This window comes from Caldiplasma sukawensis (genome assembly GCF_052315375.1).
GTDB lineage: Archaea > Thermoplasmatota > Thermoplasmata > Thermoplasmatales > Thermoplasmataceae > Cuniculiplasma.
The window spans coordinates 1-21,647 of the sequence record NZ_JBLSDG010000003.1 but is presented as its reverse complement, the minus strand read 5'-3'; the positions used below and the strand labels follow the sequence as shown (position 1 = coordinate 21,647).

General features: G+C 37.2%; 22 protein-coding genes and 1 pseudogene. 10 read left to right on the top strand and 13 right to left on the bottom strand.

All coding sequences use genetic code 11. From position 1 onward, the window contains the following. Positions 1–45: 45 nt before the first annotated feature. The 3 genes from ACNF4Z_RS02575 to ACNF4Z_RS02565 form a co-directional block, all read right to left on the bottom strand. Complete coding sequence (locus ACNF4Z_RS02575) at positions 46–651, bottom strand: helix-turn-helix domain-containing protein (protein WP_458327682.1); 606 nt, start codon at positions 649–651, stop codon at positions 46–48. A 93-nt stretch (positions 652–744) separates the two neighbouring features. Next, complete coding sequence (locus tag ACNF4Z_RS02570; protein ID WP_458327681.1) at positions 745–1,869, bottom strand: CaiB/BaiF CoA transferase family protein; 1,125 nt, start codon at positions 1,867–1,869, stop codon at positions 745–747. Beyond that, positions 1,856–2,911: a hypothetical protein gene (locus tag ACNF4Z_RS02565; RefSeq protein ID WP_458327680.1), complete on the bottom strand. Its 1,056-nt coding sequence runs from the start codon at positions 2,909–2,911 to the stop codon at positions 1,856–1,858. The genes ACNF4Z_RS02570 and ACNF4Z_RS02565 overlap by 14 nt, the downstream gene beginning before the upstream one ends. A gap of 192 nt (positions 2,912–3,103) precedes the next feature. Here ACNF4Z_RS02565 and ACNF4Z_RS02560 point away from each other — a divergent pair, with 192 nt between their 5' ends. Then, positions 3,104–4,477 carry an MFS transporter gene (locus ACNF4Z_RS02560; protein WP_458327679.1) on the top strand — a complete coding sequence of 458 codons (1,374 nt, stop codon included), beginning with the start codon at positions 3,104–3,106 and terminating at the stop codon, positions 4,475–4,477. A 5-nt stretch (positions 4,478–4,482) separates the two neighbouring features. Here ACNF4Z_RS02560 and ACNF4Z_RS02555 read toward each other — a convergent pair whose 3' ends face one another. Next, entirely contained in the window at positions 4,483–4,968 is a 486-nt protein-coding gene (locus ACNF4Z_RS02555; RefSeq protein WP_458327678.1) for a LeuD/DmdB family oxidoreductase small subunit, read from the bottom strand. Beyond that, a complete protein-coding gene (locus tag ACNF4Z_RS02550) occupies positions 4,961–6,160 on the bottom strand; it encodes an aconitase/3-isopropylmalate dehydratase large subunit family protein (protein ID WP_458327677.1) in 1,200 nt (399 codons plus the stop codon). Before ACNF4Z_RS02550 ends, ACNF4Z_RS02555 begins: the two co-directional genes overlap by 8 nt. Before the next feature lie 501 nt (positions 6,161–6,661). Here ACNF4Z_RS02550 and ACNF4Z_RS02545 point away from each other — a divergent pair. The 9 genes from ACNF4Z_RS02545 to ACNF4Z_RS02505 all read left to right on the top strand — a co-directional run bounded on the left by ACNF4Z_RS02545 (position 6,662) and on the right by ACNF4Z_RS02505 (position 15,004). Beyond that, the gene (locus tag ACNF4Z_RS02545) at positions 6,662–6,874 is read left to right on the top strand and encodes an ATPase (protein WP_458327676.1); all 213 of its coding nucleotides are present in this window, start codon (positions 6,662–6,664) and stop codon (positions 6,872–6,874) included. 6 nt (positions 6,875–6,880) lie between these two features. Beyond that, a complete protein-coding gene (locus ACNF4Z_RS02540) occupies positions 6,881–7,447 on the top strand; it encodes a hypothetical protein (protein WP_458327675.1) in 567 nt (188 codons plus the stop codon). Beyond that, positions 7,447–8,505, top strand: coding sequence for a V-type ATPase subunit (locus tag ACNF4Z_RS02535; protein WP_458327674.1), 1,059 nt, complete (start codon positions 7,447–7,449; stop codon positions 8,503–8,505). Before ACNF4Z_RS02540 ends, ACNF4Z_RS02535 begins: the two co-directional genes overlap by 1 nt. 6 nt (positions 8,506–8,511) lie before the next feature. Further along, positions 8,512–8,847: a V-type ATP synthase subunit F gene (locus ACNF4Z_RS02530; RefSeq protein WP_458327673.1), complete on the top strand. Its 336-nt coding sequence runs from the start codon at positions 8,512–8,514 to the stop codon at positions 8,845–8,847. 4 nt (positions 8,848–8,851) lie between these two features. Beyond that, a complete protein-coding gene (locus ACNF4Z_RS02525; RefSeq protein ID WP_458327672.1) occupies positions 8,852–10,603 on the top strand; it encodes a V-type ATP synthase subunit A in 1,752 nt (583 codons plus the stop codon). Position 10,604: 1 nt separating this feature from the next. Further along, positions 10,605–11,981, top strand: a complete 1,377-nt coding sequence (locus ACNF4Z_RS02520) for a V-type ATP synthase subunit B (RefSeq protein WP_458327671.1) — start codon at positions 10,605–10,607, stop codon at positions 11,979–11,981. Positions 11,982–11,996: 15 nt separating this feature from the next. Beyond that, complete coding sequence (locus ACNF4Z_RS02515; protein ID WP_458327670.1) at positions 11,997–12,635, top strand: V-type ATP synthase subunit D; 639 nt, start codon at positions 11,997–11,999, stop codon at positions 12,633–12,635. Between the two features lie 93 nt (positions 12,636–12,728). Continuing rightward, entirely contained in the window at positions 12,729–13,061 is a 333-nt protein-coding gene (locus tag ACNF4Z_RS02510; protein WP_458327669.1) for a hypothetical protein, read from the top strand. Then, the gene (locus tag ACNF4Z_RS02505; RefSeq protein WP_458327668.1) at positions 13,061–15,004 is read left to right on the top strand and encodes a V-type ATP synthase subunit I; all 1,944 of its coding nucleotides are present in this window, start codon (positions 13,061–13,063) and stop codon (positions 15,002–15,004) included. Before ACNF4Z_RS02510 ends, ACNF4Z_RS02505 begins: the two co-directional genes overlap by 1 nt. On the opposite strand, the gene ACNF4Z_RS02500 is transcribed toward ACNF4Z_RS02505, so the two are convergent. The 8 genes and pseudogenes from ACNF4Z_RS02500 to ACNF4Z_RS02465 form a co-directional block, all read right to left on the bottom strand. Next, entirely contained in the window at positions 14,983–15,669 is a 687-nt protein-coding gene (locus tag ACNF4Z_RS02500) for a hypothetical protein (protein ID WP_458327667.1), read from the bottom strand. The genes ACNF4Z_RS02505 and ACNF4Z_RS02500 overlap by 22 nt on opposite strands. Then, positions 15,588–16,598, bottom strand: coding sequence for a pyridoxal phosphate-dependent aminotransferase (locus tag ACNF4Z_RS02495; protein ID WP_458327666.1), 1,011 nt, complete (start codon positions 16,596–16,598; stop codon positions 15,588–15,590). The genes ACNF4Z_RS02500 and ACNF4Z_RS02495 overlap by 82 nt, the downstream gene beginning before the upstream one ends. Positions 16,599–16,994: 396 nt before the next feature. Continuing rightward, positions 16,995–17,615 (bottom strand): hypothetical protein, encoded by a 621-nt coding sequence (locus ACNF4Z_RS02490; protein WP_458327665.1) that lies wholly within the window; start codon positions 17,613–17,615, stop codon positions 16,995–16,997. 65 nt (positions 17,616–17,680) lie between these two features. Beyond that, entirely contained in the window at positions 17,681–18,625 is a 945-nt protein-coding gene (locus ACNF4Z_RS02485) for an NAD-dependent epimerase/dehydratase family protein (RefSeq protein WP_458327664.1), read from the bottom strand. Positions 18,626–18,654: 29 nt separating this feature from the next. Then, entirely contained in the window at positions 18,655–19,458 is an 804-nt protein-coding gene (locus ACNF4Z_RS02480) for a DNA methyltransferase (protein ID WP_458327663.1), read from the bottom strand. Between the two features lie 114 nt (positions 19,459–19,572). Next, positions 19,573–20,118, bottom strand: a complete 546-nt coding sequence (rfbC, locus tag ACNF4Z_RS02475) for a dTDP-4-dehydrorhamnose 3,5-epimerase (RefSeq protein ID WP_458327662.1) — start codon at positions 20,116–20,118, stop codon at positions 19,573–19,575. A gap of 136 nt (positions 20,119–20,254) precedes the next feature. After that, positions 20,255–21,424 (bottom strand): DEAD/DEAH box helicase, encoded by a 1,170-nt coding sequence (locus ACNF4Z_RS02470; RefSeq protein ID WP_458327661.1) that lies wholly within the window; start codon positions 21,422–21,424, stop codon positions 20,255–20,257. A gap of 90 nt (positions 21,425–21,514) precedes the next feature. Continuing rightward, positions 21,515–21,647, bottom strand: a pseudogene (locus tag ACNF4Z_RS02465) (ISL3 family transposase); the annotation flags it as partial.

The following is a 21,647-nucleotide window of genomic DNA, read 5'->3' as shown; positions in this document are numbered from 1 at the left end:
ATTGATTCTAAATAAAATAATCTTTTGTGATCATTTGTTAAATATTCAGGAAGATAAGTCATCTGTACCAAAAAAAGAATCCAGAATTTTTTTCTCACCTTTTCTCAGATGATAGAGGGCAGTTGGCTTTTTAATCCTAAAAGTGTTTGCCAGTTCCTCAAGCTCTATCTTTCTGGGCCAGCTATAATAACCCCTCCTGTAGGCTTCCCTCAGTATCAATTTCTGTGTTTCAGTAAGTCCCCTATCTATACCATGATGAAAAAGTATGCTTTCAATACCCTTTCCTTTTTCAATTCTCCTAATATCGCAATAATCCACCGAATTTCTCATCTCTATTGCTCTCAGGGCATTCTCTGCGTCTTCCTTATCAATGCTTATGAAATTTACCTTTTCTCTACCATCATTTATTAATACAGGGTAAATTAAAAATGACATGTTTTCCACAATTCCTCTTACAATTCCATGTCCCTTCTTTAACATGAGGGAAACTGTGAATTTCCCCTCACTGGTTGATTTCATCCACATAAAATCATTGTATGAATATTCAAATTTTTTAATATTTGTTTCCGATATTCCAACTACTAGGTTGTTCCTCTTTTCAACATTATTTGCCAGCATTACAAATATTGGCTTCTCTATATATTCTGACATCCTGGCAACTCCACATTTGCTATTCACATAGCATGTGGTAAAATACATGATCATGATAAACAATACACACTAATAATTTTTATTTTAATAAATTCAAATTATATTTTGTTCTTTCAGTTTTTGTATTTTCTCAGCGGAAAATCCCATTGATTTCAGTAAGCCTGTTGTATGCTCCCCAAGGGATGGTGGGTTACACAAAAATTTGCCTCCAATGGGTATCGCAGGGGTCTTCAATTTTTTACCCTCGAAGTTCTGCAGAAAGTACTTTCCCATCATCTGTTCCTCTTCAATAGCCTCCCAGGGCTTTTTCATAACGGAAAATACTATGTTCTCCCTGTCAAGAATTTCAGATAATTCAATCAGATTCATTTTAATTACTGCATCCTGAACAATTTTGATTAGTTCATCGCGGTGTTCATACCTTTTTCTGTTTGTTTCATACTTTTGTTCATCATCCAGATTTAATGACATTGCCTTTCTGAATTTATTCCATTGTGCGTCTGTGGTGACAGCAATGAAAACCCTTTTTTCATCTTTTGTGCTGAAAAAATCATATATCCCCCAGGCAAAACCCATTTCATTTATTGGCTTAAGATCCTCACCTGTAATCCCATACGTGTTGATATGCTGTCCCATAAGAAAAAGTGAGGTTTCAAACAATCCCACAACTATTCTTTTACCCTCGCCTGTTTTCTCTCTTTCAATGATTGCATTCATTACCCCTATGACTCCAAACATTGCTGCATTCATATCTATGATTGAGGCTCCCAGCCTCATTGGCCTGCCATTAAGACCATTCATATAGGCCACTCCGCTGTGAACCTCTATGGGATAATCAAGTGATTTTCTGCTCTCCAGTGGTCCTTCTCCATAACCTTCTATCTTTAGGTATATGAGTTTTCTGTTTGCTTCCTTCAAAATTTCGTAAGATAGGCCAAGCTTCTCAAGTGAACCGTGGCCAAGATTATCTATGAGGACATCTGAAGTTTTCAGCAATTCTAGAAATATATCTCTCCCATTTTCATTTGATAGATCCAGTGTAATACTCTTCTTATTAGTGTTAAAAAATGGAAACGTTCCCTTGCTTGTACCTGTAAGGCTTCTCGCAATGTCACCTGTGCCGGGTTTTTCTATCTTTATTACTTCATGACCAAGTTCAGAAAGAATCAGACCTGCAGTTGGGCCCGCTACAATATGTCCAATTTCAATTATTCTCAATAAATTCACCTGCCAGTTTCACTATCTCATCAGTTTTGAGACATTTACCTGTCTGGGAAGAAATATCCTTTATGTTGTCAACAAGTTTTTTAAGTGAATCCTCTGAAAGTTCCATTCCATTCATCTTAAGTATTTTTGAAATAACCGATCTTCCAGTGTATACATTCACTGAAAATTCCTTTCCTGAAAATACATCTGAATATGAAACATGTGTTCCCGCTGTGTTGGTTTTAACATTATCACCGAAGTTTGGAAAATTTTTCAAAAAAAAGTCAGGTCCTATTTTTTTCAAAATGAGGTTCAGTATATTTTCATAAGCATCGAGGAGTTTCTCTTCATTTATGCCAGTTTTGATACCCATTGATTTCGCATATCTTGAAATGGAAAGCAGATCTGCAATGCCATTCCTCTCCCCAATTCCAAAAACAGTACAGTCTGCAAAATCAGCACCCTCTTCAAGAGCCGCAATTGTATTTGCAATGCTCATACCATGATCATTGTGGCAGTGTGTTTCAAGTTTTAAATCATAATTTGATCTGATTCTTCTGAAAACATTTCTTATTTTGTCAGGTGTGCCTGAACCTGTTGTATCTGGTAATTGTACAATGTCCGCACCACTCTTCACAACATTATCTACGATCTTCTCTATCTCTTCCACTGTGTGATTTACCACATCAACAACTGCAACCTCTATTAATTTTCCATATTTTCTTGCATAATTTATGGCTTCATATGATTCCTGAAGATTCTTCAGATCAAAAGGAAGGTGCAAGGAAATATTGGCACCGGTTTCACCTATTATGTCCACATCCTTTTTTATGGCCCTTCCCAGTGCAAAAGTCTCTCTGAAAATATTATTTTTTAGAATGTTTTTGGTTGTTTCAATTTCACTTATATGTGCTGAAGGGTATGAAACAAGTGCCCTCTTCACTCCAGAATTCCCGATAATCCTTGCAATCTTAATCTTTTCCTCAATTGAAAAAGAAATGCCAGGAGTTTGGAGTCCTTCTCTTACAGTGTCATCACACACTGAGAAATCCATAAATCGTGATTTTTTCAACATTTATAAATTTCAATTTAACCTGTTAGATTTGGAAATAAAATTTTTTATAATTGGTATCCTATATAAAATAAACATTTGTAAAATTTTACATGCAATTCTAAATTTATTCGTCACTTTTATATCTAACAGATTAGATTGTCCCTTAATATATATAAGGGATCATCACACTCTATGGCAACCAATAATTCGGTCGATCCAGAGGCCGAGAAAATAGTTGGCAGGCTTGAGAGATTGCCTAGGAGCAGATTCCATCTGAAATTTGCTCTTATGCTTACTAGCGGAGAGTGGGCGGAAAGTTTAATGCTGCTTGGGAATGGAGCGATTCTGGGTCTTGTAGCTGCCTATTTTGGCATCTCATCCTCATCGTTTCTTGCTCATTATTCCATACCTGCCTTCTTCTTCGTTGGAGAGTTTGTGGGTTCTATTTTCTTTGGCAGATTGGCAGATACAAGGGGAAGAAGAGCTGTTTTCTTGTATAACCAGCTGATCTTTGGTCTGGGAATGATAATTGCAGGTTTTATGGATTCTTGGCCACTGGTGGCATTTTTTGTATTCGTAGGTGGTATTGGAGTCGGTGGAGAATTTCCTCTAGTTGACAGTTACGGAACAGAGGTTTTCAATAAAAATACAAGAGGTGCATGGCTGGCATTGATTTACACAATAGCAGTCACATCAGCTCCACTCATTCTGTACATAACATCATTAACACGTGGTCTTGGATACTATTCCTTCAGAATTCCGCTGTGGTTCATGGGCGCTGTGGGATTGGCAGTATGGGTGATAAGGTTCAGGTTAAAAGAGTCCCCAAGATGGCTGGCAACCCATGGGAAAATAAAGGAAGCCTCTCAGATGATGGACAAAATAGAGGAGGAGGTGAAGAGAGAAACTGGAATGAAAGAGCTTCCACCAATACCAGAAAACATCGATGTTGTTGAGAAAGAGGGAAAATTCAAGGATATATTCGCACCAGATGTGAGAAAAACCACAATCATGATGGCCATATTCATGTTCTTCCAATCCGGAATATTTTATGGATTTGCAACATTTGCCCCTGGTCTTGTAAGCGTTGCTTTTCCATCAAGTGATCCTCTTGGTCTTGCTGCAGTAATATTCAGTGGGTTCTTCTTCGGAAGTGTGTTCAATATATTCATAATAGACAGAGTGGAGAGAAAATGGGGTATAATATTGTTTGCAATTCTTGGCGGTGTTTTCGGCACAATGTTTGCAATCATTCATGGACTGGATGAAGTGGTCATATTCGGTTTCCTTACGGCATTCATGCTATGGAACTTCTCTAACTTCCTGCACCAGTACAATGCAGAAATATTCCCAACAAGACTGAGGACAACAGCCGCTGGTTTTGTCTATTCAATCAGTAGGATTTCAACCACTATCCTTGTGCTCTTTATAGCTGCCTTCATAGGAGGAAAGAATGCAGTTGGAATATTCACATTTGTATGGATACTCGTTGTAATAGTTTCACTGACACTAATACTGTTAGGCCCAAAAAGCACAAGAAAATATGTGGAACAGATTGCAGCATAAAGAAATTAAAATTTTTTTATTTTTCCAAAATTTAAAAGTCCTCCGGCCCTGAGGATCTCAAGAGGAGGACCGTCAATTTTTTTCACATTCAGATTCTTTTTCAAGTTTTCATCAAAAACCATGATTTGATCTTCAAAAGAATACCTTATAACATGGCCATCCTTAACCTCTTCAATCTGATTGGATTCAAGGACGTAAAGTCCATTATTTATTGCATTTCTGAAAAAAAGTCTTGAATAGCTTTTGGCAACTATGGCACCGATACCCATTTCCTTGATCACGATGACAGCCTGTTCTCGGGATGAGCCGCATCCAAAATTTTCACCTGCAAACAGCACATCTCCAGGAGATACTTTTTTGTAAAAGTCCTTTGAGATGGCTTCAAAGGAATGCCTTAATATTTCCTCAATTCCCATATGAAGATAAGGGCCAGGAGCAATCACATCTGTGTCAATATCATCCCCAAGTACAATTGCCTTACCACTATTCATCAACATCACCCGGAATTTCTCCCAAAACTGCTGACATTGCCGCAACCCTAGTGTTGGAAATGTATACCTGACTATTGGGATCGCCCATCCTTCCACGGAAATTTCTGTTTATGTTTGCTATGCATACCTGGCCTTTTCCAAGCACACCCATGTGCAAACCAGCACATGCTCCACAATTAGGTGGAAGGACGGTTGCTCCAGCCTCAATGAAAGTTTCAATGTAACCTCTTTTAAGCGATTCCAGATATATAGAACGTGTTGCAGGGACAATTGTCATTTCTATATTTTTTTTAACATGATTGCCTTTGAGAATTTCATAAACTCTTCTCATATCTGATAATGTTCCATTTGAACAGTTTCCAATATATACCTTATCAATCTTTGTTCCTCTTACCTCACTGAGGGATTTAACATTTCCAGGGGAATATGGTACTGATACCACAGGTTCAATCTGATTCACATCTATCTCCATTTCTTTTTTGAATATGGCATCTTCATCACTTTCATAAACTTCAGACTGAGGAAAAATGCATGTTTTTGCTCCAGCCTCAACTGTCATGTTTGCTATTGAAAGTCTGTCATCCAAAGATATATCATTATCTGAAACAAATTCCATTGACATGTAGTTTGCTCCTGAAGTTCCTATTCTTTTTAATATTTCCAGAATTATGTCCTTTCCCTCTGTATACTTACCAGGCTTTCCCGAAAGATGGACCCTCATTGTTTCCGGAATCCTGAACCATGTTTTTCCATGGATCAAAAGGAAAGCCATGTCAGTGGAACCCAGGCCGATTCCAAATGATCCTGCTGCACCAGCTGTTACTGTATGCGAATCTGTTCCAGCAACGATCTCATCCTTACCTATGACTCCATTTTCAATAAGTAGAGTGTGCTCTATACCGTCACCATTTCCAAATATCTCAAAGCCATACTCCTCAGCAAAGTTCTTCATAGAAATTATGTTATTTGCGCTTTCAGGATCCTTTGGAGGATAGATATGGTCAATTACCACTATCTTTCTCCCCCTGAATTTCAGTGTATCTATATTTTGCTCTTTTATAATCTTCTTCACAAGGGGGCCAAGTACGTCATGCATGTGGATTGTATGGGGAGATGCCCAGACATATTCTCCTTGTCTTTTAATCTCTCCAGTTATGAGGTTGAACGCCTTTTCTACTGCAGTAAGCTTCATAACAATTAATGCTTATGGACGAATTAAAAGTTTTTTTAACACGTTATATTGTTTCTAATTTATTAACATCGGAGTTATCTTTTTTCGAAATGAAAATTTGAATCTTTAAAACTATATTGTAAAATAAATTCAGAGCGAAGAATATATTGAATACAAAATTAAATGATAATAATAAATAAATTAACTAAAATAAATTTTTAACATATAAAAATTAAAATTCTCATTATCAACATCCTATTGCATCTTTCATCTTTTTCAATTCAATCTTTATATAGATGATAAAAAGTTTTTGAGCATTCTCCATGCTTAGAATTCTGGATCATAAATTTAGTATAATATCAAAAATTATGCAGGGCACCTTACTTAATGATGACATTAAATGGGTCTTTTCTATTATTAAATGGTCTTTAAAAAATAATGCTTGTTTTTGCTTTTACTGCAAATGTTAAACTAATAAATTAAATTTAAATAAATAAAGCATATTCCGACACACTGGTATTTATGACTTATGAAGTATTGGCAGCAGGTATCATCATAGCTGGAGGTTTGATAGGTACAGGAATGGCTCAACAGGGTATAGGAGCCTCAGGAATGGGAATATACGCTGAAAAACCTGAGAAGTTTGGTCAAGTTCTGATCCTTTTCGTGCTTCCTGAAACACTCTGGATTATAGGTTTTGTACTTGCTCTTCTTATCCTGAGAAACGTCGTGTGAGAACAAATGTCGTTGGAAGATATTCTTAAAGACATCTCAGATAAAGCAGAAGAGGAAGTAAAAAGGATAAGGAGAGAGTGTGAGGAGGATTTAAAGAATATCGAGAAGGACAAAGAGGCTCAGCTGCAGGCCATAAATGAGAAGTACAGGCATATCAGAATAGATACTGAAAACATGATGAGAAAACGTTATGAAGACGAATTAAGGATAGAGCAAAACAACATCAAAATGCAGTATGAAAACAGAATACTGGAAGAATTCTGGAAGAGGGCAAACAACATAGTTTTAAAAATAAGGGAATCAAAAAGCTATGAGGATATTATTAGAAAAGAACTGAGCCTTGGTAAAAAATTTCTTAAAAAATCAATGAAAGTTAAATGTTCAGAGAAAGATGTTGACATTGTAAAAAAGATTGATGAAACTGTAGAAATTATGAAAATGCCAGGAGACTTTGCAGGAATTATATGCGAAAGTGGAGATGGCAAGATATCCTACGATATGACCATAAACTCAATATTAAGAGATCTCAAAGAAAGCATAAACATGGAAATTTTAAAGATGATGGTGTCCTGATGATGTATACGGTTTATGCTGGCAGCGCCTCAAAAGCCAGATTAATTAGAATGGAATTGCTTCCAAAGGAGAAGTTGATTGAGATAGCAAGAGCTCCGTCTGTAGCGGATATAATAAGGATATTGAATGGTACACCCTATGAAAAATATATTTCTGAGCTTTCATCACGATACAATTCATTTGATATGCTTGATCTTTCTGCCACAAAAAAGATGCTTGCAACAATAGTCCACATAATGGATTCACCGCCTCCCACGGCAAGAGACACATTGAAAGCATACCTTTCAAGGTGGGATTTTGAGAGTATAAAGGCAATTATAACCTCTAAATTTCTAGGTACAGAGTTAAAAGAAAACGATATATTTATAGTTGACAGGGCCGATTTTCCAGTTGGTTCAATTACCAATCTTATAAGCAGAGAAGAGTACAGAATGATGATAAACGAATTTGATATTGAAGGCATAGCAAAATTTCTTGTTAAGCTAGGTTATGGATCTTATCTTCTTTACTATCTGGACGAATTCAGAAAGGAGAATGATATTTCCATATTGCTTTATGCACTAGATGTTGCATACTTTCAGCGCCTGATTGATTGTATAAAATTCTATAATGGTGATGAAGGTCCAGTGAGACATTTCATAAAAGAGGAAGTTGATATAAAGAATCTGGAGACCCTTCTTAAGGGTTCACGTTTCAATCTTGATTATCAGTCTCTGAAGCCTGGGATAATAAAGAGCGGAAACATAGATGAAAGAAAGCTTTCGGAGATATATGGTACAGGTCAGGAAATTGAAATAAAGGATTTTATCTCCAAATATTTTGGGCTTGATGGGGAAAAGATTGGTAAAATGACACCCGGTGAAATCAAGAATGAGATGGAAAGAAAAACCTTATTAAACAATCTTGAGAAAATTGGGTCACAGGCAAATTCCCTGGGGGCCATAATCTATTCAATAAAGATGGTTGAAAATGAGAGAAACAATCTGAGAAAGATATTTGCAGGGAAGCAGTATGGCAAAGATGTCTCTTCAATTGAAAATTCTCTTATTATGGTGTGATGAAATATGCCCATAAATTATAATGTAGGTAAGAGTGATAAAATTGCAACTGTAGGAGAGAGATTTTTCACTCTTGGATTCAAGCTCATCGGTATAGAGGATGCCTTTGAGGCTTATGGTGAAAACGGAGTTAACGTGCTTCAGGAACTTGAAAAATCTGGAAAATACAGTGTAATCATGGTTTCTGAGGCGTTAAAAGAATACATGGATGTGAAGACAATTAATCATTTTGAAACGTCAATGGATCCACTGGTTCTGTTCATACCACTCCCTGGTTTTGAAGACAGAGAATCTGTGGAAGAAATGGCAAAGAGAATTTTGGGTGTAGATATAGGCAGGTGAAAGTTTGGGAAAGATAGTTAGAATTTCAGGTCCTGTGGTTGTAGCCGAGGGGATTAAAAATAAAAAAATGTTTGATGTGGTAAGAGTTGGAGAGCTTGAGCTGGTAGGGGAGATAATAAGGATTGATGGAGATAAGGCAGTAATTCAGGTTTATGAGGATACAAGTGGAATAAGACCTGGAGAGAAGGTGGAATCAACAGGAATGCCTCTGTCAGTTGAACTTGGTCCTGGCCTTCTTAAATCAATATATGACGGTGTTCAGAGGCCACTTGATATAATCAAGGATAAAACAGGGGATTTCATAAGGAGGGGATACACTGCCAACCCCATAGATCCTAATAAAAAATGGGAATTCAAACCAACAGCAAAGAAGGGTGATGAGGTCTCTGGAAACTCAATTATAGGAACTGTTCAGGAAACTTCAATAATACAGCATAAAATAATGGTTCCATTTGGAATCAATGGTAAGATAACATCCATAGAAGAGGGAAAATTCTCAGTAAACGATGTAATATGTCATGTTGAAACATCATCCGGAATAAGTGAGATAAGGATGAAACAGACCTGGCCTGTCCGTTCAATTAGGGGTGTGAGGGAAAAAATGAGCCCGAACATACCATTGATAACAGGTCAAAGAGTCATAGATGCCCTTTTCCCCGTGGCCAAGGGGGGAACAGTGGCAGTTCCAGGTCCATTTGGGTCAGGAAAAACGGTTGTACAACATCAGCTTTCCAAGTGGGCTGATAGTGATATCGTGGTTTACGTTGGATGTGGGGAAAGAGGAAATGAGATGACGGAAATACTGACAACGTTTCCGGAGTTAGAGGACCCAAAGACAAAGAAGCCACTTATGGAAAGGACAATACTTATAGCAAACACATCAAACATGCCTGTTGCAGCCAGAGAGGCCAGTATATATACTGGAATCTCAATAGCAGAATATTACAGGGATATGGGATATGGAATTGCATTAATGGCTGACAGCACATCAAGATGGGCTGAGGCCTTGAGAGAAATATCAGGAAGGCTTGAGGAGATGCCAGGTGAGGAAGGATACCCTGCATATCTGGGAAGGAGACTGTCAGAATTTTATGAAAGATCCGGAAATTCAAAGATCATAGGAACCCCTGAAAGGGAAGGTTCTATAACAATAGTGGGGGCGGTTTCCCCTCCCGGTGGAGATATTTCAGAACCTGTGTCACAAAATACATTAAGGGTAACAAGGGTATTCTGGGCACTTGATTCATCCCTTGCCTCAAGAAGGCATTTCCCATCCATTAATTGGTTAAACAGTTATTCCCTCTATTCAAACGATCTGATGGATTGGTTTGCTAAAAATGTTGATCCACAGTGGCCACAACTTCAACAGGAATTCATGAATCTACTTCAAAAAGAGGCTGAACTCCAGGAGCTTGTACAACTGGTTGGTTACGATGCTCTTCAGGATAGAGAAAAGTCAATACTTGACGTTTCCAGAATCATTAGGGAGGATTTTTTGCAGCAGAGTGCCTTTGATGAAATAGATCAGTACTGCTCCACCAAAAAACAGTTGATGATGATGAAACTTATAATGGAGTATCACAACGAGGTGAAAAAATCACTGGAAGCAGGTCTCACTATGGACGAGATGCAGCAGATGGAATCGAAGAGTAGGATATCAAGATTCAAGGAAGTACCTGAAGTTGATGTTGAAAACTATTTCAACCAGTCACTTGGTATGATAAGGGATGAGATGAAAAGGCTCAGGGGTGAATGAAATGATTAAGCCTTCATACAGAAGTATTGAAAGAATAAGCGGACCACTTGTGTTCGTGAGTGGTGTGAATGATGCCTCATATGGTGAAATTGTGAGAATAGAAGATCCGGATGGGGTAATTAGGACTGGCCAGGTTCTGGAAACAGAGAAGGGAATGGCAGTTGTGCAGATTTTCGGATCAACTTCGGGTCTTGATACAGAGAGGACATCAGTAAGATTTACAGGGGAAACTGCAAAGGTAGTTGCATCTGAGGAGTCACTGGGAAGGATATTCAATGGTCTCGGTGAGCCAAGGGATGGTGGAGTTCAGAGCATCAGAGGAGAAAAAATGGATATTGTGGGAGACGCAATAAATCCATATTCAAGAGAAGAGCCCTCTGAATTTATTCAGACAGGAATATCAACAATTGATGGTATGAACACACTTGTGAGAGGGCAGAAGCTTCCAATATTCTCTGCATCCGGATTGCCTCATAACATTCTGGCTGCACAGATAGCAAGGCAGGCTAAGACACTGAAGGATGATGAGAGCTTTGCAGTGGTGTTTGGTGCAATGGGAATTACCAGTGAGGAAGCGAACTTTTTTATAAATGAATTCAGGAATACAGGAGCGCTGTCAAGAGCCACTGTTTATCTGAATCTTTCATCGGACCCATCAATGGAGAGAATAGTTCTTCCAAGGGTGGCACTAACGACTGCTGAGTATCTTGCATATGAGAAGGACTATCAGGTACTTGTAATTCTTACAGATATGACAAATTACTGTGAGGCCCTGAGGGAAATTTCATCGGCAAGGGATGAGGTTCCAGGAAGAAGGGGCTTCCCTGGATACATGTATACAGACTTAAGTACAATATATGAAAGGGCAGGTAAAATAAAGAATAAAAAAGGATCAATAACACAGTTACCAATTCTTACAATGCCTGGAGATGATATAACAAATCCAATTCCTGATCTAACGGGATACATCACCGAGGGTCAGATTGTCATGAGCAGGGATCTTCAGAGAAAGGGTATATATCCACCTGTGGATGTTCTTCCTTCCCTGTCAAGGCTTATGAACCAGGGAATAGGCAAAGGTAAGACAAGGGAGGATCACAGAGGGGTGGCAGATCAGTTGTATTCAGCATATGCATCTGGAAAGGATCTGAGATCTTTGAGCGCAATCGTGGGCGAAGAATCACTGAGCCAGAACGACAGAAAGTTTCTTAGATTTGCAGAAAATTTTGAGGAAAAATACGTGAAGCAGGGTCTTTATGAGGACAGACCAATCGAGAAGACACTTGATATTGCATACGATCTTCTTTCAGAACTTCCCGTTAGTGAAATGAAAAGGATAAAGAAGGAATTTATAGATAAGTATGGTAAATGGAAGTGATGTAACCTGGCTCAGATGAACGTTAAGCCTACTAGAATAGAATTAATTCAGATAAAGAGAAGGATAAGGCTTGCCAAGAATGGTTACAAGCTACTTAAAATGAAAAGATCCGCCCTCATCATGGAGTTCATGAATCTTGCAAGAGAAATCAAAGGTATAAAGGAGGATCTGAGATCAAAAATGGGCGTGGCAATAGAGTATGCCAAATCTGCTGAGATAAATGAAGGCAGAATGAAAATTGAGAACTATTCAATGATGGCAGGCAGCTCAACGGTCAGCGTTTCATCAAAAAACATTATGGGTGTAAAAATACCTAAACTTGACATTGAGATGGAACGGGCAGTACTCAATGAAAGATTCAGGGCAATTTCAGTACCTGCATCAATAAACGATGCAATGGAAAAGTTTGAGGACGTTTTCACAATTCTCATCAAGGTTGTTGAGAAGGAAAAAGCAATGAGAAGGCTTCTGAACGAGATTGACAGAACAAAGAGAAGGTCAAATGCAATAGAATTTGTTATGATTCCAAGGCTAGAACAGCAGCAGAAGTATATTAGAATGAGACTTGATGAGATGGAGCGGGATTCATTCACAACGCTGAAGACGGTGAAGAAAAAAATAATTTCAAGGGAAGAAAAGGGTGAAAGCATCTGAGAGGAAAATTAAGATATTGAAATTCATGATGAGAACCTCTATGCTATGGAGAATTCTCATTATAGTTTCTTTGCTATATGTGGTGTATAGGATATGACAGAAATGGGAAATATGGAAATACTGAAAAAGATAAAAGAGAAGGAGATGGAGGGAGAAAAGCTTATATCCAGTGAGAAGGAAAATTGCAGGGATATGAAAGAAAGGGCAATTGAGGACATGAATGAATCTGTTACTAAAATGGAGGAGAATTTAAAAGCCCAATACGAAAGTTTTGTGAAGGATCTAGAGGAGAAACTGGAAACTGTGAAATCATCTGGCATTAAGGAAGAAACTGATAAATACAGCAAGAAAAAATTTAAGATGAAAGAGGAAGAAATTGAAAAACTTATTGAAAAATATATTAAAGAATACCTGGGAGGAGACTGATGGGCCTAAGATCTGAGAGGATTGTAAAAATAAGAATATATTCACCAAAGGAGTATACAGAAAACGTACTTTCCCTCCTTCATGATTACAGAATAATACAGCTGGAGGAGGTTTCCTCAGATGTAAAATCTGAACTAAAGGCTTACTATGTGCCGGAGTTAAAGGATGACATCATACTTCAGATGAACAGGATGAGAAATCTTGAGGGTATGATGTTCAAAAGAAAGGTTGACAAGAGGTACAGATTCAACTCACTTCAGGAACTCATGGAAAAGGCAAAGAGCATCAGAATTGATGAAGATCTGAAGATAGCAACTCAGATGATATCGGAAATTAGGAACGAACAGAAAATTGCAGGTGAGAAGCTAGAAGTTCTGGAGAGAATAAAAAACCTTGATGCTGACATATCATATTTTAATAATTCTGCGGTTTCGGCTTTCATAATTGAAGGTGATTATAAGAATCCTGATCCAAATGTTTTTGGAGAAATAAAAATTTCAGAAAATTCAAGAATAATTATAGTGCCGAAAGGTGAGGAAAAGGCGTTCAGCCAGTCACTTTCCAGATCAGGATTGAAGACATTTTACATAATGCAGATGTCAGGTAAACCATCTGAACTGATTATGCAGAACAGAAAACTAATTGATGATCTTGAGAAGAAGAAAATTGAGATAACGGCGCTCATCAACGAGATATCCGATAAGCATTATGGTGAGATTGCCGCACTTAAGGAAGCACTTGAAATAGAAGCAAAAAAAGTTGAAGCAGCACTTAAATTCCCATCTTCGAAAACAATATTTGTGGCTGAGGGATGGATACAGAAGTCCAGATATGACATTCTAATTAATGATCTTAACAGGATAACGGGCAACCGTTGCATTGTGGTAATACTGAAAACAGAAGAAAAATCACCAACACTTCAGAGAAATCCAAAAAGGCTTAAAATGTTTGAGTCTATAATACGATTCTACTCACTTCCAGAGAATGCTGAAGTTGATCCAACACTGATAATAGCATTTGTATTCCCAATATTCTTTGGATTTATGACTGGAGATTTTGGCTTTGGCATAGCAGTGATTCTTCTCTCTCTTTTTATAATACACAGAGTGGATCATGGGGGAAAATTTCCTCTTCCAAAAAAATTAACCAGATTTGTTCTGTCAATATTTACACCATATCAGTTGAAAGGCCTGGCTAAGGTATTACTTCCCGGTGGCATAGCTGCAATTATTTCAGGTATCATATTCAATGAGTTTTTCGGTTTTCAAATATTGCCTGCAAATATTCTGGGGTACAGCATCAGTTACATAAATCCTCTGACCTACACTCCTAAAATGCTTCTCATCACTGGATATATAGGTCTCTTCATGGTTTTGCTTGGTCTTGTCATAGGAATATATGACGAGACTTTGTATGGGGAGATAAGGCATGCAGTTGGAAAGGTTGGATGGATAATGTTTATAACCGGTGTTGCAACACTAGGTCTGGGTCTTCTGAGGAGAGCACCTCTTTCTTTTTCAAGCGTTCCATTTGACATAGAAGTTGCTATAATATTGGCGGGAATTGCTATCATAGGGGTTGCGGAAAAACCACTGGGATTGGTTGAGCTTCCCAGCATAATAAGTCATGTTGTATCATACACAAGAATAGTGGGTATTTTACTTGCCTCTGTTGTTCTTACACTTTTGATAAACAGCTTCTTCACTTACACACTTGGAGATCCTGTATTGATAGTTGTTGGGGTTATTGTTCTAATTCTTGGGCAACTCTTCACATTCATCCTTGCAGTGGTTGAATCAACAATTCAGGGTGTTAGACTCATATACGTTGAATTCTTTTCAAAATTCTATCATGGAAACGGCCGTCCCTTTTCACCATTTGGCACTCCAAGACGCTTCACAGAGGAAATGTACAGGGTAAATCAGGAAAAATCGTCATCCTGAGGTATCCTGAACACATTTATTAGGGATTGTTTGTAAACATATGGCTTGAATAAAAATTTTCTTCTGTTTGATGTCCTGACAACCTTCATATCTATAATTTTTTTCATATCATATGACAATGCCTTCATTCTTTTTCTGAAAAGATCCATGTCACCAACAGGGTCAACTCTCATTACCCTGTATGAACAGAGGAGCTTTCCTTTCCTTAAGGCTGTTAATCCCACAGAAATTGCTATTCTAAAGTTAAGCAGTTCCCCACATGAAGCAAGAAACTTTCCCATCTGTGGAAAATACCTGAACATTCTGGATCTGTCTTTTATAACATATGTTTCCTGCTCAAATATCTGAATTTCAGGCCTTTTATCCTCATAACTTAGATCGTATATCCTTCTCAAAAACTCTGAAAAAACGTGAAGTGAAAGAATGTTATGTGAACCTATGTAAAAATCAGTTATCTCTGGTGAGGAATCAATTAGAAAATAAACAGTTTCACCCTCACCAACATTGAAAACATCGGACATGTATCTGAATTTTATAACATCATTATAGATATCCTTGTCTGAGAATATTATTCTTTTCCATTTTACCTCCTCCCTTCTGATTGGATCGCATGCACCAGTGCCTGAAGATCCTCTTCCAGCTTGCTTTCTTCCTGAGTGAAACATACCCTGAAACCCTCTTTCAAACCAAAATACTTGCCTGGTGTTACAAGAATTCCATATTTTTTTCTTATTCTATCTGCAAAATCCACATCAAATCCATTAACAAATGTGAATGTTGTCCTTCCAGGATCCGTGTGATCAATACCCTCAAGATACTTTTCCTCAAGTTTTCTGTTATTCAATATCCTTTTTTTATTCTTTTCAACAATTTTTTCCCTTTTGTTAAGAAGTTTTACAGCTATGTATAAAGAAAGCAAATTTTTTGAACCAGAGATGAAAAGCTTCAGATCGTGCAACATTCTGATTCTTTCCCTTGAAATAAAGAAGAAACCAACCCTTGCAAATCCCGCCCCATAAAATTTTGTCAGAGTAGTTGCACAGATTGCTTCAGGTGCCTCAGAAAATAAGGTATGAGGTCTGGCTGAGAATGAGAATTCCTGAAACGTCTCATCCATAAACACATCATTTTTTTTGGATATGAGGCTGTTTACTTCATCAGCAGACATCAAGTTTCCAGATGGGTTGTTGGGATTTGAGCACATAATGGCCTCACCTTCTATATTTTCAAGTTTTTCAACTTTCTTAACATTCATGCCAAGAAATTCTGGGGTTTTGTATACAGGCTCATATTCAGGTATTTTTACATTTATAGTTTTATTTTTAAGAAACAGTGAGGCTAATGATATTGCTTCGGATCCCCCATTAACCGGATATACATTTTCAGGCTCCACGTCATAAAGGTGACCCACTGTTTCCCTGAAAACAGTTTCTATTTCTGGTCTCATTCTGTCAAATTCCTCAGAATCAATTTTTACATCTATGTCAGAAAGAGAAACGTTTGGCATTCCACTTGATGTAAAATCATGCTTTGCCTGGGGTTTGTATCCATCGATCCAGTTAAAAATAGAATCTGAAAGTTCAGAAGTCTTCATGACACCACATTAATGTCATATATTATATGTACACGCTCTTTATATTTTCAATCCAATAGGTAATACATATATCCATTGTCATAAAGATAAATTTCACATTATTTTTATCATCCTTACCTAATTGGATGACGGGGATTTATAGTCTTGTGCCCCTTTTAATATTTGTTATTGGGAAATCATTTCTGTCTGATGCCATATTTCTAAGCAATAAAATTTGGAAACCTGGTTCATAGAAACAGATTTAATCAAATATAATGGACAAGATAAAGAAAAATTTCATTTAAAATAGAATACCTGAGAACTGATTTCTTTGAATTTTGCATCAAATTCATCATTTAAAAAATTATAAGAAAAATAAAAAAATTGATAAGATTAAAATTTTCAATGAAGTCATTATTATTGAATTATGACTTCGCCCTGCATCCATCCACTGGTTGCCATTGCTCCGCCCCATCCACTTGGCCCAGTTCCGCAGTTAACCTGACACTGCCACTGATAAACACCAGGTGATCCGGTGTGGAAGTATGCTATAACTGTTGAAACTGAGGGCACCATTATGTTAAGTCCAAGTCCAGGCACTGTGAATGTATGTGCAAGATCTGCCTCAGGAACTGTGTTCACCCACTGTCCATATGTTCCGTTTTTGTTAACGGATGTGTCATTTATCACATATTCTGTGTTGTTAAGTGTACCCATAACCTTGGCGTACTGGGAAGGAACTGTTCCCGGACCGGTATCGTAGTTAATTATTGTCACCTTTATCAGGGAGTTTGCTGGAAGATATATCTGAGCTGATGACATTATCTTTCCGTTTTCAAGCACGAAATAGGCTGGCTGATCATGATTTACTGAGGACATGTAATTCTGATTTGTAATCACCATAGTTAAATTATACTGTGAATTTGAATTAACAGCAGTCGGTGCATTCTGTACATATCCGGTGTAATACATTCCTGCACCGAATAGTATTATTGCAACTACAATACTGAAATAGACCCAACCTTCAATTGTTTTCATTTTTTTCACCTAAATCATGTATCGATTGAGTTTATTTCAATAAAACAGCTCACATGTAAGATAGTTTATTCCTCATTATTTAGAATCTCTTCAACTGATTTCTTTACTGCCTCATCACTGGTATATTTGTTGTGCCAACCGTAGGAATTCATTTTTTTCACTGAAAGCTGTGCTATTGTTACGTCTCCAGGCCACCCTCTTCCCCCATATTTTTTGTTGTAAACAATATTAACATCATTTAGGCCCATGGACTCAATAACGATATCAGCAATCCTCTTAACGGAAGTTCTTTGTTCATTTCCAAGGTTTACCACATCCCCTTCCTTTATTTTATTTCCAATGTGAAGTATTGCTCCTGTGCAATCATCCACATGCATGTATGATTTTTCCTGTTTTCCATCACCAAGTATCTCAAGCTCCTTACTATTCTTCCTTAATTTTGAGATAAAATCATGGATAACACCATGTGTAGAGTGTCTCCCAATGATGTTTGCAAATCTGAATATTGATACCTTAATATTGAAATAGTGATGATAAGCCCATATCAAACCCTCATCTGCAAGTTTGGTTGCACCATAGAGGGATATTGGAAGAAGTGGTCCATAGTTCTCCTCTGTTGGTATCTGTTTTGCCTCCCCGTAAACTGTTGATGTAGAGGAGAACATCATTTCTGGAACACCCTCTCTTACCATGTATTCAAGTACGTTTTTTGTCCCAATCACATTTATATTGACATCGGAATCCCTATCTAGGGAACCCTTTCTAACATCTGAATTTGCAGCAAGGTGAATCACAACATCATTTTTACCAATTTTTTCAAAATCACCCAGTCTTGTTATGTCACCTTTGACCAGATTTATATTATCAATAATCTTTTTTACATTGATTTCGCTTCCATTTGAATAATTATCCAATATTGTAACCTCATTATTCTCAGCCAAGATTTGAGCCATATTAGAACCTATGAACCCAAGTCCACCAGTAATTAGATATCTAAGTGTTTCGCTCATTGGTCAGCATATGAAAAATGAAAATATAATTATGTTTTTCTGAAAATGAATATGTATTCATGTTTAAATATGTAATAACCGCCTGCCATTGCTCTGTATCTCCATAAATTTTCAAGATTCCTCTTTCCCCTAGTCTGTTCATAGTTTTTGACCACTATACTTTTCAGGGTATACCCTGCCCTAAGGAATCTTTCCATCGTAAGAAAACCAAGTGGTATCCATTTTCCATTTCTATAGTTGTCCCCAATAACAAGAGCAGTGTATCTTCCATGATTTAATGAATCATAGGATTTTTTTCCAATTATCTCCATTTTTTTAAGGAAATCATCAGTAGTTTTTGAACCAGAAAGATCACCTTCAATATTGGAAAACCTGATTATATCGTGGTAGGGTGGATGTATTATCATCAAATCAGCCTTTTTTCTCCCAAATCTTTCAATCAAAAGTTTGAAATCCAATTTCAGTGAATCCCCTGTTTCTATTAATGTCATGGGGGCATCATTTACTTTTTTTATCACCCTGCTTATTGATTCTTTTGCCTTTTCTGCAGTAATGGGATTTATTTCTATTCCGCATGCATCCCTTCCAAGTTTTAGGGCCGCCAAAATTGTTGTTCCACTTCCAGCAAAAGGATCAAACACCAGATCACCTTTTTTTGTGTACCTGAGCATCATCTGCTCAGGTATCTGAGGTATAAAATTACCCCAATACCATCCTGATTGTCCATTCTCCTTGGATCTCTTCTCAACGATCCATAAACTGTCTGTGATAATTTCCCCGTAATCTTTCCATCTTGACAGATCTATATCACTTATTTTTTCAATTTCATTCATGTTCTTCACTTTCATTTCAATAATATGGAGACACAATAGTTAATTGAATATTGTTTTTATCCTATCATAAAAAAATTATGATAAAAATTTTATATACAAAAATTAAAATTAATATTAAAAAGTGACCTCCAGTTCCCTAAGCATTGGGAATGAGGCGTCCTTTTTGCTTATTACAGCTGGTTTTTCAGGCCATTCTATTTTCAGATCCGGATCATTCCAGATGATCCCTCCTTCGTATTCCGGTTTATATTCTCTTGTACAGCCATACACAACAATTGAATCTTCAAGTGCAAGAAATCCATGAGCAAAGCCCTCATCCATATACAATATTTTGCCATTTTCTGGTGATAGTATTTCATGATAATTCTGGGAAAAAGTTTCTGAATCCCTTCTTATATCAACGGCAACATCAAATATCCTACCTTGGATACATCTAACGTATTTACCCTGAGCAAATGGTTTTTTTTGAAAATGAAGTCCTCTCAACACACCTTTCTTTGAAAAGCTAATATTCTCCTGCACAATTTCAAAGTCAAGACCAGACCTGACAATGTCGCTCTTTTTGTAATCCTCGGAAAAATAACCCCTCTCATCTGAAAATATCTTTTTTTCAAAAACCCCCAGGCCTTTCATCGGCGTGCTAATAAGATTTACGGGCATATTATTCCCATTGTATCATGTTATAAACATTTTGTTTATATGAATAATGATAAATCCAAAATTGACATTATGAAATGTCGCTGTGATGATATTTCAAGGTCCTGATAAATGATGAATGACAGGCAGACTGAGCGGCTTACCTTTCATTATATATTTTTTTATCTGATGAATATCTTCTGTAATTCCATTTTTTTCCTGGTTTTCTATAATCACTATCGTGAACATCAATGAGGTTGGCCATTATACCTGTTTTTCTTTCAATATTTGCAATCTCATATGCCCTGTCATTTTCAACTATGGAAAACGCTTTTCCTGTTTTTTCCATTCTTGCAGTTCTTCCCACTCTGTGTATATAGGTTTCCGGTTGATCAGGAAGATCAAAATTTATTATATGTGTCACGTCCTTCAGATCAAGGCCTCTTGATGCAAGATTTGTTGCTACCAGAAAACCACCATTTTTTGAGAAGTCCCTGATTATTCTCTCTCTTTGAGACTGTGTCATATCTCCATTTAAACTCAATACATCAAATCCATTGACGTATAGTGTTTCCCTGAGTTTTTCAGTCTCAACTTTTGTATTCACAAATATTATGGCTTTCTTTGGGGCTGCATCCCTGATATATGAAAAAAGTGTTGCAAGCTTATCCTTGCTTACTGCAAAGAAGTGATCAACTTTTACAGTATCACCATTGTTGAGTGCAATTTTTTCATACGAATCCATTATTCTGTGAGCTATTCTTTCCGTCTCCCTATTAATGGTCGCAGATAGCATCATAACTTGTCGATCTGAAGGCATCTCAGAAAATATTTCCACTATGTCATCTATAAATCCCATATCAAGCATGGTATCTGCCTCATCAAGTACTGCAATTTTTATTTTTGAGAGGTCAAGGCTTCCCCTTTTTATCAGATCAAGGATTCTTCCTGGAGTTCCTATTATTATGTGAGGCTTTTTTCCAAGTTTTTCAATATCCTGATCAACAGGCCTGCCTCCATATAGGAGTGCCGTTCTCAAATTCTTATACTTACCAAGTTTGTTGCAGAAATAGTCTGTCTGTTTCGCCAGTTCCCTCGTAGGGGAGAGTATAAGGCTGGAAAACCAGTCATTTTTTTCTGTTCTTTCTATCAATGGGATTAAAAATGAAGCAGTTTTTCCACTGCCGGTTCTGGAACCTATTATGAGATTTTTTCCCTTCAGAGCTTCTGGAATACTCCTTTCCTGAATTTCAGTTAAAAACTCATATTTCATATCTTCAATAGCCATCAAAATATCCTTACTCAAATTCATCTGGTCAAACGTTTTCATCTTTATCTGTTCCACGCAAAACTATTGCACATGATCATTGCAGGATGGTATTTAATTATGTTGTGTAAAATTAAAAAATTAAGGATCTCTTTAACATTCTGGGGGTAACCTCAATCCTCCTGCCACCAGATATATGATCGTATCCCTGTACTCCTGTGCCTTGAACCCATATGAACGCTTGAATGCAGTACGGATCTTGTTGTTCAATCCTTCAACAACAGCT

Excerpts from the sequence above, each read along its gene's own strand:
- ACNF4Z_RS02515 (WP_458327670.1), top strand. The coding sequence starts at position 11,997 with ATGAACGTTAAGCCTACTAGAATAGAATTAATTCAGATAAAGAGAAGG.
- ACNF4Z_RS02530 (WP_458327673.1), top strand. The coding sequence starts at position 8,512 with ATGCCCATAAATTATAATGTAGGTAAGAGTGATAAAATTGCAACTGTA.
- ACNF4Z_RS02550 (WP_458327677.1), bottom strand. The coding sequence starts at position 6,160 with ATGAAGCTTACTGCAGTAGAAAAGGCGTTCAACCTCATAACTGGAGAG.
- rfbC (WP_458327662.1), bottom strand. The coding sequence starts at position 20,118 with ATGCCCGTAAATCTTATTAGCACGCCGATGAAAGGCCTGGGGGTTTTT.
- ACNF4Z_RS02510 (WP_458327669.1), top strand. The coding sequence starts at position 12,729 with ATGACAGAAATGGGAAATATGGAAATACTGAAAAAGATAAAAGAGAAG.
- ACNF4Z_RS02505 (WP_458327668.1), top strand. The coding sequence starts at position 13,061 with ATGGGCCTAAGATCTGAGAGGATTGTAAAAATAAGAATATATTCACCA.
- ACNF4Z_RS02500 (WP_458327667.1), bottom strand. The coding sequence starts at position 15,669 with ATGTTTCACTCAGGAAGAAAGCAAGCTGGAAGAGGATCTTCAGGCACT.
- ACNF4Z_RS02480 (WP_458327663.1), bottom strand. The coding sequence starts at position 19,458 with ATGAATGAAATTGAAAAAATAAGTGATATAGATCTGTCAAGATGGAAA.
- ACNF4Z_RS02565 (WP_458327680.1), bottom strand. The coding sequence starts at position 2,911 with ATGGATTTCTCAGTGTGTGATGACACTGTAAGAGAAGGACTCCAAACT.
- ACNF4Z_RS02495 (WP_458327666.1), bottom strand. The coding sequence starts at position 16,598 with ATGAAGACTTCTGAACTTTCAGATTCTATTTTTAACTGGATCGATGGA.
- ACNF4Z_RS02520 (WP_458327671.1), top strand. The coding sequence starts at position 10,605 with ATGATTAAGCCTTCATACAGAAGTATTGAAAGAATAAGCGGACCACTT.
- ACNF4Z_RS02470 (WP_458327661.1), bottom strand. The coding sequence starts at position 21,424 with ATGAAAACGTTTGACCAGATGAATTTGAGTAAGGATATTTTGATGGCT.
- ACNF4Z_RS02555 (WP_458327678.1), bottom strand. The coding sequence starts at position 4,968 with ATGAATAGTGGTAAGGCAATTGTACTTGGGGATGATATTGACACAGAT.
- ACNF4Z_RS02545 (WP_458327676.1), top strand. The coding sequence starts at position 6,662 with ATGACTTATGAAGTATTGGCAGCAGGTATCATCATAGCTGGAGGTTTG.
- ACNF4Z_RS02575 (WP_458327682.1), bottom strand. The coding sequence starts at position 651 with ATGTCAGAATATATAGAGAAGCCAATATTTGTAATGCTGGCAAATAAT.
- ACNF4Z_RS02535 (WP_458327674.1), top strand. The coding sequence starts at position 7,447 with ATGATGTATACGGTTTATGCTGGCAGCGCCTCAAAAGCCAGATTAATT.
- ACNF4Z_RS02560 (WP_458327679.1), top strand. The coding sequence starts at position 3,104 with ATGGCAACCAATAATTCGGTCGATCCAGAGGCCGAGAAAATAGTTGGC.
- ACNF4Z_RS02490 (WP_458327665.1), bottom strand. The coding sequence starts at position 17,615 with ATGAAAACAATTGAAGGTTGGGTCTATTTCAGTATTGTAGTTGCAATA.
- ACNF4Z_RS02485 (WP_458327664.1), bottom strand. The coding sequence starts at position 18,625 with ATGAGCGAAACACTTAGATATCTAATTACTGGTGGACTTGGGTTCATA.
- ACNF4Z_RS02540 (WP_458327675.1), top strand. The coding sequence starts at position 6,881 with ATGTCGTTGGAAGATATTCTTAAAGACATCTCAGATAAAGCAGAAGAG.